Here is a 13,289-nt window from a genome sequence, read left to right on the forward strand (position 1 = left end):
AATCACGATGAAGTAAGATATTAGTAATATTTTTTTTAGTCTTAGCATTTCAAGAATAATTTAGTGTAAAAAACATTATTGTTACTACCCAAAGTAATAATGCAGGCACATAACTATAAGCAACCAATTTTAAACCCCGATCTGTGTTAGTACCCGTTAGTTGACCAATTTGATATCCTAGATAAATAATATATGCAAGCTCAAATAAATTAAGGGTTTGAAACGGATAAACAAACCAAGTTTCCAAATCTTTATAACCCACTATATTTAATGCACAGAGCGGATAGAAATTTTGAATATCTTGTAAATTATAATTAGGTTGGAAAAAATAAAACCAAATCGTTTTAAAAATAGGAACGAGTAAAAAAACAAATTCCGCTTTAAGGGTAATATTCCAAAGAGATTTGAAGTTAAAATTTTTATTAAAGAAAAATAAACCAATATAAACGATTGTAGCAATTATAGAAGTTTTGATTAATAGAAAAATGGGAATGAATATATACCCAACCCATTGCCATTTTTTTTGAAAGCCTAAGAAGTTTTCAACTTGCTGAGAAGTAAGTTGTTCTGAAAGTGAATTATAAACCAAATCATCAAAATGGATTATTTTTTTAAAAATTTCAGTGGTAAGAATTAAGACAATAGAAAGGACTAACCATTTTATAAATGGAGATTTCATAAAATACAAATTTGACGAGTTGAAAAATAGAAACTTTATTGTTATTGCTCTATAAAATTGTGAAGTAGCTTATTAAAAACAAATCCATAACATCTAAAATTAATCTGATGTAGGATATAAAAATCATGAAATTAAAATATTATTAATTTCTAAACTAATTTTGTAAAATAACTTATTACTAATAAAGTGTTGTTGACGGATTATTTAAGCCTAAATTCTTTAAATTTTATTTTAATATTGTTAAATAATTCACTAAAAAGAAATTAGTGAATTATTTAAAAAAGTTTTATTAAAATTTAACTATTCCAACAAGAGCTAGCCATGCCATTCCAGAAAGGAGTGCTTCCACCATAACCAACACTTGTAAAAATCAATAGGATACCAATCGTGCCGCAGCCTGGCGCTGATGAAAGTGTTCCTCCTTTTAAGTTTTCTAATTTTTTTCTATCTAATTTTTTCATTTTTTATTTTTTTTATTAAAAGATATAACAATAAGATGTTCCAAATAAATAATAAATTTAACATGAGTCCAAACCAAATATCGGCTAAGGAAATAAAATTGTATCTATTTAGTATTAATATAGTTGATATAAAAACATTAAAAAAGACTATAAAAATAATTGCATAATTTGTGTTACTCATCATGTGTTTATAATTCTATTTTAATTTAAAAGCAACCTGAACTAGCTGCTTGAAAGTATCCGCCAATAGCGCCACCGGCAAAAACTGCACCTAAAGCTCCGCCAACACCCGTTGCTGCGGCTAAAAACGCTACTCCAACACCCATCATAAGACATTGTCTTCCTGGACCTCCACCTGTAAGGTTTTCCATCTGATTTAATTCTAATTTTTTCATAAAAGTGATTTAAAATTTATAATTAATAATTGTTTTAAAATGTCATTTAAAAAAATTGACTTCGCAATGATCGGGATAACTTAATAAAATGAGTTACGGTTTTTCCGTAATAATTATTAAATCTTTTTTTTATGGCGGATTTGTTTCTTCGCTTATTAAAACATAAGATTTACTACAACTATTCCAGCTACAGCTACCCGCAAGTCTTGTTATAAATCCCCATTTATTACAGTTTTTTCTTTCGAGAACCAAAAGTATACTTTTTGATCGTTTAAAAAAATAATCTAAGTATTTTTTTACAATAATTTTTAAATGTAGATTTATTTTGATTCCTGGACAAAATGCTGGCACGGATCTGATTGAAAAAAATCTACATTTTTTAACAGTAAAAATAAAATCAAAAAAACTTAAATCGTCATTTTCGCTTTCCAACGTTCCAACAGCACCTACAAGCTTGTAAATCAAATATTTAATACCTTACAACTGTTGGAACGTGTTGGAAAGTCAAAATCAGTTCCAACACGTTCCAACACGTTCCAACACGTTCCAACACCTTTTCCAACATTTTTTTTAATTATTTTTTAACATAAAATACTATATATAAATAAGTTAGCATACATAAATGAGTTTGTTGGAACTGTTGGAAACCAAAAAAGCATTTTTCAAAAAAATAGGATAAAAAGGGATAAAAACAGCACTTTTTTATTTTACTGCCCTATGGCAGTGTATTTGTAAAAACAATTTGCTCGTTTATCTCTTCATAAATGCTTAGTTTTTTAAAAGCCACGACATAGGCAGACGTATTAGAGCCGTCCTTTCCAGTTCTGAATCGGTAACTACTTTTCACTTCAACAAAGAAACTTTCCTTTTTTAAAGATTCTTGCATTGTCATTTTACTTGGTATGGATTCTTTGTATTGATTGTGCCATTGTCTTTGTATTTTTGTGTAAGTATTTGAAAAATTAAAATACAAATTATCGCCCTCCACTTTTATATCTCTATCAAATTCCAGTTTATTGTCACCGTTACTTTTTATACACGCTAAAAAGGAATCCCACCATTTGTTTGTAACACTTGCAGAATTGAATTTATTCATTTGAACCTCACTTATTTTTACAAAATGACGTATCAATTCTTTATAGGAAAAAGGGAATATTATAAAATCTTTGAAAATTTCGTAAGTAGCCCCCAAAACACCAAAATTAGTAGATATTCGGCTGGGAGAACTTGGGGGCATTTGAGCCTCTATACTTGTTTTGTATAGTCTAAATTTAGATTTAAAACTATCTTTGAATACGCTACGATACTGCAATAAGTCGTTAGTAAAGGAACTAATTCCCTTTTCAGTCATATCGTGAAGTTCGTTATATTTTTGCCTTTCCTCGTCCGTAAAAACGTTTTTGCTCATATCTATCCAAAGCAAACGACTAATCAATGCTTTGTCATCGGGCGAATGGTTTCCGGTTAAAATCAAAGACGACAGGATAGGAATTGTTTCAGTACTTGAGTTACTTTCTAAAGTCCCTCTTTTATACCCGTTTCTATCCCAAATACCTTTAAGCATTCCATCTAATTGCTTATCTCCGTTTTTGTATTCGGAAAATTGGGAAATTATATTTGAAAATTGAGCCAGTTCCCTAATGTGAGCTTTTGCAGTTGACACACCTCCCTCAACATTTATTGCGGATTGCGGTTTCCCAAAGAAGCTTTGACAACAGTTTGCTAACTGGTCTTTCCCTGATGATGTTTCTCCATGAAGAAACAATATAGGAAAACCTTTTATCTCCTCTTCTATTATATCTTGAAATATGCTCGAAATAGTAAAAAGCATTGCTGATATTGAGTTTATTCCGTGAACCTCGAACATTTTAGATAAATAGGTCTCGATTGGAACATTCGCAATTTTTATGCAAACTCTTTTTTGAGTTTCATATTTAAACGCATTTTCTTTGTAAACTTTGTTTGCTGATGGAACATAATAGGAAATGTTTTTATGCTTAAAAATACCGTTTTCATCTATTTCGATTTGATTCCCATCACAAAGATTTACTTTATTATTCCATATCCAAAAATCCCCTTCTTTTTGCCATCCTAAGCAATCAATTTTCTTTCCGTTCCCCATTTTATCAAACAGATAAGTTTTTAACGTGTGGAAATCCTTTGGAGTTCCTGACCAAAGGTAATTTCCATGTGAAGTAACTATGTCATCAAATTTTTGCGGGGTGTTTAATTTGTCTGAAAGAACATCAAATATTTTTTCTTGTTTATATACATTTCTAATTTTGATAAGTTTCATTGGAAATTTTTCGTCCTGCATATGTTGAATGATTTTAACAACAAAATTGGAAACACATTTGAAATTCTTTTTTATATCTCCCTGCATAATCCAAATTTGATTGTCTGCCATAAACATTCTATATTTTTCTATGTCCTTGATGTATTTTTCAATTGGTTCTTTTATTTCATCTGGGAACTGATATTCGCTATATTTTTTTGGCTGTACTTCAGCTTTATTTTTTACTGCTAAATCGATGATTTTTTGAAAATCCTGGGCGGTGTGTTCTTGGAAATAATCGGTAAGATCGTAACCTTTAATAGCTTCGTTCTTTGGTAAGTAGATCGGGGTGATTTCGGGGTGATTTTTCACAATATCATTCATTCCATTTATTCCCGAATCATCAGTATCGTAACAAATAAATAATTGATTGCATTTTGATTGTAAAATTTTTATGATTTCTTTTTTAGGTCTAATGTTGCACGCTCCAAAAGTAACAGCGTTAAAGCCTCTCGAAGTAGCTATTATTGTATCTTTTTCTCCTTCACAAATTATAATAATCGCCTTTTTTTCTGTTCCCAATTGTTCCAAACCAAAAACACTATCGGGAATATGTGGAATAACATTTTTTTTAATTCCAAAAACTGTTTGTTCTGGAACATAAACTTTGTAAATCCCCTCCAATTCGTAAGCAAATGCAACCGTTTCATTTTTTGTGTAAATTGGTTTTTTATCAGGCCAATTATAGTTTGAAATAGATTTTACTTTATACGTGTCCAGCACAGCTATTTCTACACCTAAATTTTTCCAGTATGCTAAATCTAATTCCTTAAATTCTCTAACTGATACGGTTAATTTTGATGGTGTTTTTTCTGTTGCAACAAAAGTTGCAATATCATTGCGAGAATGTTGCAACGGTTCTTCTAAAGCTTGTGAGGAATTCGCTAATGTAATTGTTTTACTTGCGCTCACATCTTTTTTATAACCTGCAATGTTTGTTGCAACGTTCGTTGCAATACCATTGCCAAGATGTTGCAATGGTAAATTCATTTCCATTGCAACAATTTTTAAAACTTCATTGAATTGGGCTTTATTATCCAAGTTGTTTAAGTAAGCTACGAATTGAAAAACATCTTTTCCTTGTTTCCCCGAAGTGAAACACTTGAAAGACCCATTTTTGTAAAGCTTGAACGATGCGTTTTTATCTTCTGAAAAAGGGCTTGAAATATTACCTTTTGGAAATTCAGTAAGATTTAAAAATTTTAGATAAATATTTTCAGACGTAGTATGTTGTAAAATTATATCTTTGCGTAAAATATTAGTTGTCATAATATTGAAAAATTTATAAGCCATTGCAATAACCGTTGCAATGGCTTATTTGTTAAATTTAAAGTGATTATTGTAATGCTTTAAGCATTTAAAAAGTAGATTTATTTTGCTAAGATCTGATCCGGAGCTTGTCCAGGAACTTAAAAAAAATCTACATTTTAATGATTTATTTGATTGCAAATTTTGTTGCAAAGGTTTTGCAAAGGTTTTGCAAATCCTTTGCAAAATTTTTAATTAAGCATTTGCAACTCTGAAAAATCGGGCTCTACATAAATCTTTGCCTTTTCAAAATCAATATGGGAATGCTCTATAAAAGATGGCGTTCCCTGCTTATACAAATAAAGTTCCTTTTCTTTCAGGTCTAAGTCTTGTTTGTAAAGGTTTTTAAGTTCAGAGAGAATGTCGAGCCTGTCTTTTAAAGAATCGTAATTCGCTTTAAGAATTTCGTACGGTGTTTTTTCTGGTTTCATAAGAAAAAAGTTTTGTATAGGCGAAACACCCTTTAGGGTTGAAACCACATTCAGAGAATGAAGTACAATCCTTTCGGAATTGCTACCCATGGGGTGCTTCGTTATTGTCGATAAAGTTTTTCGAGATTGCTCTCTGATATGCGGTTTCACGACAAACATACAAAATTTTTCAATTGAAACAGATTAAGACGAAAATTTATTCATTTTCTTTAAAGCTTCAGAAACTTCACTTTTTTTGTAGCGAACTTTGTTCCCAATTCTATAAGCAGGAATAAGGTCTTTTCGTGTCCAGTCCCACAAGGTTACAAGCGAAACCGATAACATTTTAGCGGTTTCCTCTCTCGTTAGTAGTTTTTCATTGTCGGGTTGCAAAGTGTTTGCAAAACCTTTAAGAGCAGCAACAACCTCTTTTACAATTTCATTTTTGAAATCAAGGGCGTTCGTGTTTTCCAGTTGTAGTACGTTTGTCATAACTTAATCGTTTTTTGATTGATGATTGATTAATTTTAACAAACTTAATTAATCTGAATTAAACTATTGATTAATAGGTATTTAGTCCGCTTTCAATCCGCTTTTAGTCCGCTTTCAATCTGGTTAAATACGATTAAGATTCTTATTTATAGATTTTTACAAAAAACTATATTTTTACAAAAAAATCTAATAATTTCTGTTATTCCATTTTTAAAATATTTCATATAAATCTGATAATCAGACACATGTGATTTTAAAATATATTTTATGTGAAATAGTTAATTTTTTGTTAAATTATTTTAACTTCTCTTTATCCCAATGCTCTTTTAATTTCATTGCATTTTCTGCTGAAGTAATTTTTATGTATTTCAAAAATTGTGCTTCTGTTTTGTGTCCGGTTATGGACATTATAGTCATATTTGGCAATTTTCCGTACAAATTAGAAGCAAAAGAGCGTCTGCATGTATGTGATGTAATAAGTTCGTATTTAGGGTATATTCCGATCTCTTTTCGGTTCTTGTTTTTGGAAATTATTGCAATGTTTGGAAAAAAATCTTTATCGTCTTTTTTGTTGATCATTTTTGCTCCCTCGACCATTTGGGTAAATCCAACTTCTTTGCAAACTTCTTTTACATATTCGTTGAATTTTGCGTCCGAAATTTGATTGGGTAAATTTTCGTCTCTTTTTAGTAGAATTTCTTTGATTTGTTGGTGCAATGGTATTACAACTGGATGGGAAGTTTTGGCAGTTTCAATTTCAATATTTCCATCGATAATATTGATTTTTTTTAGCTGCATAAAATCTGAAATTCGCAAGCCTGTACGCAGTCCAATTATAAAATTATCTCTTACATTGTCTAATCTTTCAGAATTGCTAAAATCATGCTTAAAAACAGCGTCAATTTCTTTTTCTGTCAAATAAATATCTTTTGTTTTATTTGAAATTGTCGAAAATTCTGAGTGTCGGTATTGTGGATTTATAGGCAACCCTTCAATGTCGATAATTTTACACCATTTTTTTATATTGGTAATATAACCGCCAATGGTGTTGTTATTTATTTTTTCAATATTTTGGCAGTAAAATAAAAAGTTTCGGTAAAATTCTAATCCAACATCCTGAAAACGTAATTTCGTATTAAAATGTTTTTCGTAATTATCTAGCTTGTATTTTGTAGTTACGTAGTGCTGTATTGTTCTTTTTTTTACTGGTTGTCCTTGGTATAATCTTGTAGGGCTTTCGTCAATAAATTTTTGTATCCAATCAATAAAGTAAATTTTATACAGTTCGTTTTTATCTGCTCTTCCAAAAAATTCTTTAATTTTATCTTTTAGCCAAGTATTGCCAATGTGTTTTTGCATGTTGTAGTCAAAATTATACTGCTCAATTAGATAATCTTTGATTTCACGTAATTTTGTATTTGTAAAGTCTTTTTGTTCGTTAGAAGCGATTATTTTAACTTGGCTTTTTTTTTCGCTCCAGTCTTTAAAATTTACAGTTAGTCCTGTTGTGGTTTTTTTATCAAATCTATTGCTATCGGCAAATCGAACGTGAATACTACATATTTCGTTTTTACCTTTGACGATAAAAAATAAGACTCTCATAAAAATAAATTAAAGAACAAATATAACTTTTTGCCGAAATATTGCCGAAAACTTCTTAATTTATTTGAATTTTATTTAATTGTAGTTAATTTAATTTGTAAGATAATAATTTGTTAAGCATTAATTTTATTGTAAATTTTTCGATTTTAGTGATTTTTAAATTCTTACAAATTAAGAAAGTTGTCAAACTATTATCCGCACTGAAAAAAGCTTCTGAGAAATCAGAAGCTTTTTTGTTTTTAGGCGGTTTGTCATTTCGAGGAACGAAAATCCAATTTTTCAAAACCACGTCCATATAATAACAACCGCAATTATGGATATAATCAGTATCACGCAGTTGGTTCTCTGATCTTTTGATTTGTCGTTATTGCACCAGTGACAGACTTTACCAATAAACGATGTTTGTTTTCCGCAGTTGCTGCATTTCATCTTAGTTATGGTTTTAATTAATAATCCAAAACTAATTTATAGCGATGATTTTATTTTACGGTTTTCCATATCCTTCAAAACTCGCTCACTCCACATCCAGATAAGGGTCTAAAACTTCTGCCAGTCTATGCAGCCAATAAAAATTACTTTCAAGATGGTTTAATTCAGGTTGTACTGTTTCGCATCCACTCATTGTACATAGAGAAAGCGTATAATTCACTTGTCGTATGGTCTTTGCCATATCTTTCGGGTCAATCGTGTTGCTGAAAAATTCGGTTAGTCGGTTTTCAACTTATTTTGAAAGGTTTTCTGTAGTCATAATCTTATTTTTTGATTTTTCAAATATAACAAATTGTAGGCATATTTGCCTACAACTAGAAAATAAATCTTAGGACTTTTGGACTATGAATATTTCAGAAGAAACTTTTCTAATAAATTTTGGCATTCACGTTAGACAGCTACGTGAAAAGAAAGGCATATCTCAAAAAGATTTAGCTAATGATTGCGGTATTACCAAATCTCAAATATCCCGAATAGAAGTTGCAAAAATAAACACAAGTGTAAAAACTCTTGTAAAAATCGCAAATGCGCTAGATGTTGAACCTAAAGAATTATTTGATTTTTCTATAAAATAAAAACCTTCAAAACTAATTTTCACCAACCTCAATGATTAAAACCAAAAAATTCCATCTCACAAAAAAAGAATATTTCTTCTTCATTATTAGAATTTTATTAAAAAAACGATGGTGGCTGTATTCTTTTATATTATTCCTTTCGGTAGCATTTTTATTTAAGGATCAGAAAGATTCTACTGATATTTTTATGATTGCCTTTGGGTTTCTTTTTCTGCTAGTTACAGTATTTCAATATTGGAGATTTGCAAATTCAAAGGAAAACGAGATTTTTTTCAAAGAAACGCAATATGAAATTTTCAAGGACAAAATAATTTCTAACATGGGAGAAGTCTCTGAAGGCACAATTGCCATAGGAAGTTTCATAAAAGTTTTAGAACTGAAAGGTCTTTATCTTTTATACATTTCAAAAGGTCAATGTTTCTATTTTCCAAAACGAGTTTTTGAAACTCAAGAAGATGAAAATTGGTTTAGAAAAGAAGTGTTTTTGAAGATTAAAAATAAATAAATTTCGGCTAAAGCCTTTCCTTCCAAACGTAAAAAACCTCCAGTTAAAACTTGAGGCTATTCATTTATTATAGATATCTTTAAGCTTTTATCAGGATTTCTTCTGGAAATAAAAACTCTTAATCAAAAATTATGGCAACAGAATTTCAAAAGATAATCGAAAAGGCATACGGAGCTTTCAACGACAGAAACATACAGGCAGCTCTTGAAACCATGCAGCCTAATGTACAATGGTCAAAGGCCTGGGAAGGCGGCTACATTAGCGGTCATGACGAAATAAACGCCTACTGGACCAGACAATGGAAAGAAATTAATCCGAAAGTATATCCAACTGAATTTAACGAAAGACCAAATGGAAGTCTGGAAGTTGTGGTGCATCAAATTGTAAAAGATCTGGAAGACAAATTAATGTTTGACGGAAGTGTTAAGCATATTTATACTTTCGAAAACAACCTCATCAATACAATGGATATTGAATTGGTAGAAGAATAATAAAACTTTTATCTTTGAATACTTTCTCATAAAAAGAAAAATTATGTCAATTACAACAGAATCAGAATTAGTTGGAATGCAAAAAGCCAGTGACGCTGTTGCTTTCACTTTAAAAAAAATGAGAGAATTTGCGAAGCCGGGAATGTCTACCAAAGAATTAGACGATTATGGCGGGCAAATACTTAATGAAATGGGCGCTAAATCGGCTCCGTATCTAACGTACGGTTTTCCGGGCTGGACTTGCATTAGCGTGAACAATGAATTTTGTCACGGCATTCCATCCGATACAAGAATTCTTGCGGAAGGGGATCTGATTAATATTGATGTTTCGGCAGAATTAGGCGGGTTTTGGTCCGATAACGGAGGCTCGTTTGTGATTGGTGCCGATGTTAACCAACACGAAAAACTTATTGAGGCTTCGAAACAAATTTTACACAAAGCCATACACAATATAAAAGGCGGTGTCCGCATTTCTGACATTGGTTTTATCATGGAAACCGAAGCCAAAAAAGAGGTTACAAAGTGATTAAAAACCTAACCGGCCACGGAATTGGGAGAAGCCTTCACGAAGCCCCGCACGAAATAGCCAATTACAGGGATAAATTTAATCTGACCCGATTTAAGAAAAATTCTGTGGTTGCGATTGAAACCTTCATTGCTACAACCTCAACCTATGCCGAAACGCTGCAGGACGGCTGGACAATGGTCGGCAACAAAGGCGGTTTTATGGTACAACACGAACATACGATTGTCGTTACCGACGGCAAACCGATTATACTAACAGCCATGAATGAAATCTGGAATTAGAAAACAAAAAAATCCTTTAATTGAACTTAAAGGATTTTTTATTTTATATCATTTTGATTTTTTAACCAATCCAAACTTTGGTTTTAAATACGTTCAGGGTTTGTCTCAAATGCTGATTTAATCCAATCAAAACAACCAAAATCAATAAACCATATCCTACCACGGTGTAGATTTCCATATTCGATAATAAAGTCGCTTGTCTGGCAACGGAGCTAAAGACTTTTTTTAGCGCCAGTGTATTAGAATCGTCAAGCGAATATCCTTTTGCCGCGAAACTCTGGGCTGTTTTAGCAATGGTTTCCTGCGCCTGAGGATTATCGCCTGTTACAAACTGACTGAGTTTTAAAAAGTGCTTTTTATTCAAAAATACCTGTGCGTTCTGCATGATGCAAAAACCAATCGTGCTTCCCCAGAAACGTCCTGAAACGCCGACAATTCCGGAAGAAGTCATCATTTTCGCAGGAACTGCAGAAACGGTAAACAAAACCAGTGGCACAAATAAAACACCAACGGCAATTCCCTGTAAAATATACGGAATCACGATATCTGACAATGAAACATCGGACACAAACAGAAACGTAAACCAAAAATGAAACACCGCCAAAAGCGTAAAACCAATCATAAAAATGTATTTGGTCGCCATGGATTTCATCAGGAAAAATGCGGCCAGAATCAGCCCGATTACATTTCCGAGTCCGTTGATGTATTGTACTCCGGCCACTCGGGAAGGATCCCAGTTCCAGATGCTGAACATCGCGCTGTGACAAAGACTCAAAGTGGCTCTGGCGATGTAGAAAATAAAAAACAACAGAAATCCTGTTCTTAAATTGGCATACCTGAAAACCTCAAAATCAAAACTTGGGCGTTTGACCAGCAATTGTCTGAAAATAAACAATCCGCCTGTAATGAGGCAAATAATCAAAGCCAAAATCAATTGCGAAGATTCAAACCAATATTTCTTTTCGGCATAGACAAAAAAGAAAGCCCCGCTTAAAATCGAAGTCAAAACCAAAACATAACTCAGCAAATCAACCTGATACAAAGGGATTTTCTTGGTGATTCTATGACTTCTGAAGGTAACCAGAATCAGAAAAACATTAATCAGCTGAAGCATTCCGGAAACGTACAGCATGTATTTCCAATCGTAATGATCCAGAAACCAAACCGCAATGTTCATAATAAAAGGCGTTGCGAGCAAAAGTGATCCGTAATAAAAGGAAAAACCAATAATAATGGCATTTTTAGACTTAAAACGTTCAACCAGTAATTGTCTCAGGATCATCACCGGCAAAGCCATCAGGATTCCTTCGGCTATCCTCAACATGATAAAAAGCGCAAAATTGGTTACATAACCCGACGAAATTATGGTGACGGCTATCAAAATATAGAGCGCTATCAGGTACGTTTTCGCAGGAAAGTAATTCGAAAACCGGCTTTCGATCAGGATTGTAGCCAACAAAGTTCCATAGGTTACACACATGGAAAACTGCAAATCTTCTGCTTCAATGTCCAGAAAACTTGCTGCGTAGGCCACGTTCGAACTGTAAACCCCTAGCAAAATCATAGAATGCAATAAACATACAAACAAGATGATGATGATCGCCCAGTTGGGAACCCAGGATTTAAAAATACTTTTATCTTCCATTTTAGTTGTGCTGCGCAATAACGGTAATGTTCATTCCGGCTCTTAAAAAGTCAGCTTGTTTGTCGGTGTCTTTTAGTTGAATTCGCACCGGAATCCTTTGTTCGATTTTCACAAAGTTTCCCGTGGCGTTATCGGGAGGCAACAGCGAAAAACGCGCCCCGCTTGCAGGTGACAACGAGGTAATAATTCCTGTAAATTCCTTATCGTTTAAAGCATCCGCCTGAATTTTAACTTCCTGACCCACGGTTAAATATTGCAGTTGTGTTTCTTTAAAATTGGCCGTGATCCATTTTTCTTTGCTTACGATCGAAAGTAACGATTGCCCTTCTTTGACCATTTGTCCGGGCTGCAACGTTCTTTTGCCCACCCATCCGTCATAAGGCGCCGTGATTACCGTGTACGAAAGAAACAATGCCGCATTGTCGGCCACTGCTTGTTTGGATGCAATATTCGTTTGCGTCGCAGGAACATTTGCCTGCGCCTGAGAAGTGTTTAAATGAGAAGACTGGATTCGATCCCGCATTTCCTGAAAATGGGCCTGTGCCGACTCGTAATCGGCTTTTACTTTCTCTAATTGCTGCGAAGTTGCCGCTTCGTCTTGCACCAACGCTTTGTATCGGTCGTATTCTAATTTTGTCTTCCAGAGATTGGTTTTAGCGGCTGCCAGCTGCGATTCTCCAATGGCAGTAGAACTTGCTGTTGTCGTCACATTTTTCTCGGCTACGACACTGCTCTGCTTCGCACTTTGTACATCGGCCAGGGCAACATTCAGTTTCGATTTGTATTCCCTGTTGTCAATCACCACCAAAGTATCACCCTTGTGCACAAACTGATTTTCTTCAAAACGAACTTCCTGCACATAACCCGTAATACGCGACATGATTGGCGTCACGTATTGCTCCACCTGAGCATCATTGGTTTCCTCATGGTTTCTGTTGAACACATAAAACCAAATCCCTAAAACGATCCCGCTTACCACCAATACGCAGGCAATAATCGTTATTAATATATGAAACGTCCTGTTTCTCCTAGTTTCATTTTTTATCTTAACCATAAACTCTATATCTTTTCTATTTTCTAACTTCTTTCTTCTAG

Annotated in this window: 14 protein-coding genes and 1 pseudogene; 4 read left to right on the forward strand and 11 right to left on the reverse strand. The window is 33.0% G+C overall.

Going from position 1 to position 13,289, the window contains the following annotated elements; genetic code table 11:
• Positions 1 to 49 precede the first annotated feature (49 nt).
• The 9 genes from EV142_RS01945 to EV142_RS01975 form a co-directional block, all read right to left on the reverse strand.
• Positions 50 to 679 (reverse strand): hypothetical protein, encoded by a 630-nt coding sequence (locus EV142_RS01945; RefSeq protein WP_132032196.1) that lies wholly within the window; start codon positions 677 to 679, stop codon positions 50 to 52.
• Positions 680 to 975: 296 nt separating this feature from the next.
• The gene (locus EV142_RS23950; protein WP_158286282.1) at positions 976 to 1,140 is read right to left on the reverse strand and encodes a hypothetical protein; all 165 of its coding nucleotides are present in this window, start codon (positions 1,138 to 1,140) and stop codon (positions 976 to 978) included.
• Positions 1,141 to 1,346: 206 nt separating this feature from the next.
• Positions 1,347 to 1,511, reverse strand: a complete 165-nt coding sequence (locus tag EV142_RS23955; RefSeq protein ID WP_158286283.1) for a hypothetical protein — start codon at positions 1,509 to 1,511, stop codon at positions 1,347 to 1,349.
• Between the two features lie 153 nt (positions 1,512 to 1,664).
• On the reverse strand, positions 1,665 to 2,000 hold the full coding sequence (locus EV142_RS24185) for a hypothetical protein (RefSeq protein WP_132032198.1): 336 nt from the start codon (positions 1,998 to 2,000) through the stop codon (positions 1,665 to 1,667).
• A gap of 250 nt (positions 2,001 to 2,250) precedes the next feature.
• On the reverse strand, positions 2,251 to 5,139 hold the full coding sequence (locus EV142_RS01955; protein ID WP_132032200.1) for a toprim domain-containing protein: 2,889 nt from the start codon (positions 5,137 to 5,139) through the stop codon (positions 2,251 to 2,253).
• A 230-nt stretch (positions 5,140 to 5,369) separates the two neighbouring features.
• Positions 5,370 to 5,609 (reverse strand): hypothetical protein, encoded by a 240-nt coding sequence (locus EV142_RS01960; RefSeq protein ID WP_132032202.1) that lies wholly within the window; start codon positions 5,607 to 5,609, stop codon positions 5,370 to 5,372.
• Positions 5,610 to 5,792: 183 nt separating this feature from the next.
• Complete coding sequence (locus EV142_RS01965; protein ID WP_132032204.1) at positions 5,793 to 6,080, reverse strand: helix-turn-helix domain-containing protein; 288 nt, start codon at positions 6,078 to 6,080, stop codon at positions 5,793 to 5,795.
• A 294-nt stretch (positions 6,081 to 6,374) separates the two neighbouring features.
• Positions 6,375 to 7,682 (reverse strand): tyrosine-type recombinase/integrase, encoded by a 1,308-nt coding sequence (locus tag EV142_RS01970; RefSeq protein ID WP_132032206.1) that lies wholly within the window; start codon positions 7,680 to 7,682, stop codon positions 6,375 to 6,377.
• A 514-nt stretch (positions 7,683 to 8,196) separates the two neighbouring features.
• Positions 8,197 to 8,352, reverse strand: a complete 156-nt coding sequence (locus EV142_RS01975; RefSeq protein WP_306462524.1) for a hypothetical protein — start codon at positions 8,350 to 8,352, stop codon at positions 8,197 to 8,199.
• A 163-nt stretch (positions 8,353 to 8,515) separates the two neighbouring features.
• Here EV142_RS01975 and EV142_RS01980 point away from each other — a divergent pair, with 163 nt between their 5' ends.
• The 4 genes and pseudogenes from EV142_RS01980 to map all read left to right on the forward strand — a co-directional run bounded on the left by EV142_RS01980 (position 8,516) and on the right by map (position 10,549).
• Positions 8,516 to 8,746: a helix-turn-helix domain-containing protein gene (locus EV142_RS01980; protein ID WP_132032208.1), complete on the forward strand. Its 231-nt coding sequence runs from the start codon at positions 8,516 to 8,518 to the stop codon at positions 8,744 to 8,746.
• A gap of 31 nt (positions 8,747 to 8,777) precedes the next feature.
• Complete coding sequence (locus EV142_RS01985; RefSeq protein ID WP_132032209.1) at positions 8,778 to 9,251, forward strand: YcxB family protein; 474 nt, start codon at positions 8,778 to 8,780, stop codon at positions 9,249 to 9,251.
• Positions 9,252 to 9,382: 131 nt separating this feature from the next.
• Positions 9,383 to 9,742: a nuclear transport factor 2-like protein gene (locus tag EV142_RS01990; RefSeq protein ID WP_132032211.1), complete on the forward strand. Its 360-nt coding sequence runs from the start codon at positions 9,383 to 9,385 to the stop codon at positions 9,740 to 9,742.
• A 43-nt stretch (positions 9,743 to 9,785) separates the two neighbouring features.
• Positions 9,786 to 10,549: pseudogene (gene map / locus EV142_RS01995) on the forward strand (type I methionyl aminopeptidase).
• A 61-nt stretch (positions 10,550 to 10,610) separates the two neighbouring features.
• Here the strand turns inward: map and EV142_RS02000 are convergent.
• Together EV142_RS02000 and EV142_RS02005 are read right to left on the reverse strand one after the other, a co-directional pair.
• Positions 10,611 to 12,194, reverse strand: a complete 1,584-nt coding sequence (locus EV142_RS02000) for an efflux MFS transporter permease (protein ID WP_132032213.1) — start codon at positions 12,192 to 12,194, stop codon at positions 10,611 to 10,613.
• A gap of 1 nt (position 12,195) precedes the next feature.
• Positions 12,196 to 13,248 (reverse strand): HlyD family secretion protein, encoded by a 1,053-nt coding sequence (locus EV142_RS02005; RefSeq protein WP_132032215.1) that lies wholly within the window; start codon positions 13,246 to 13,248, stop codon positions 12,196 to 12,198.
• Positions 13,249 to 13,289: the final 41 nt, after the last annotated feature.

The sequence above is a fragment of the Flavobacterium circumlabens genome (genome assembly GCF_004345565.1).
Classification (GTDB): domain Bacteria; phylum Bacteroidota; class Bacteroidia; order Flavobacteriales; family Flavobacteriaceae; genus Flavobacterium; species Flavobacterium circumlabens.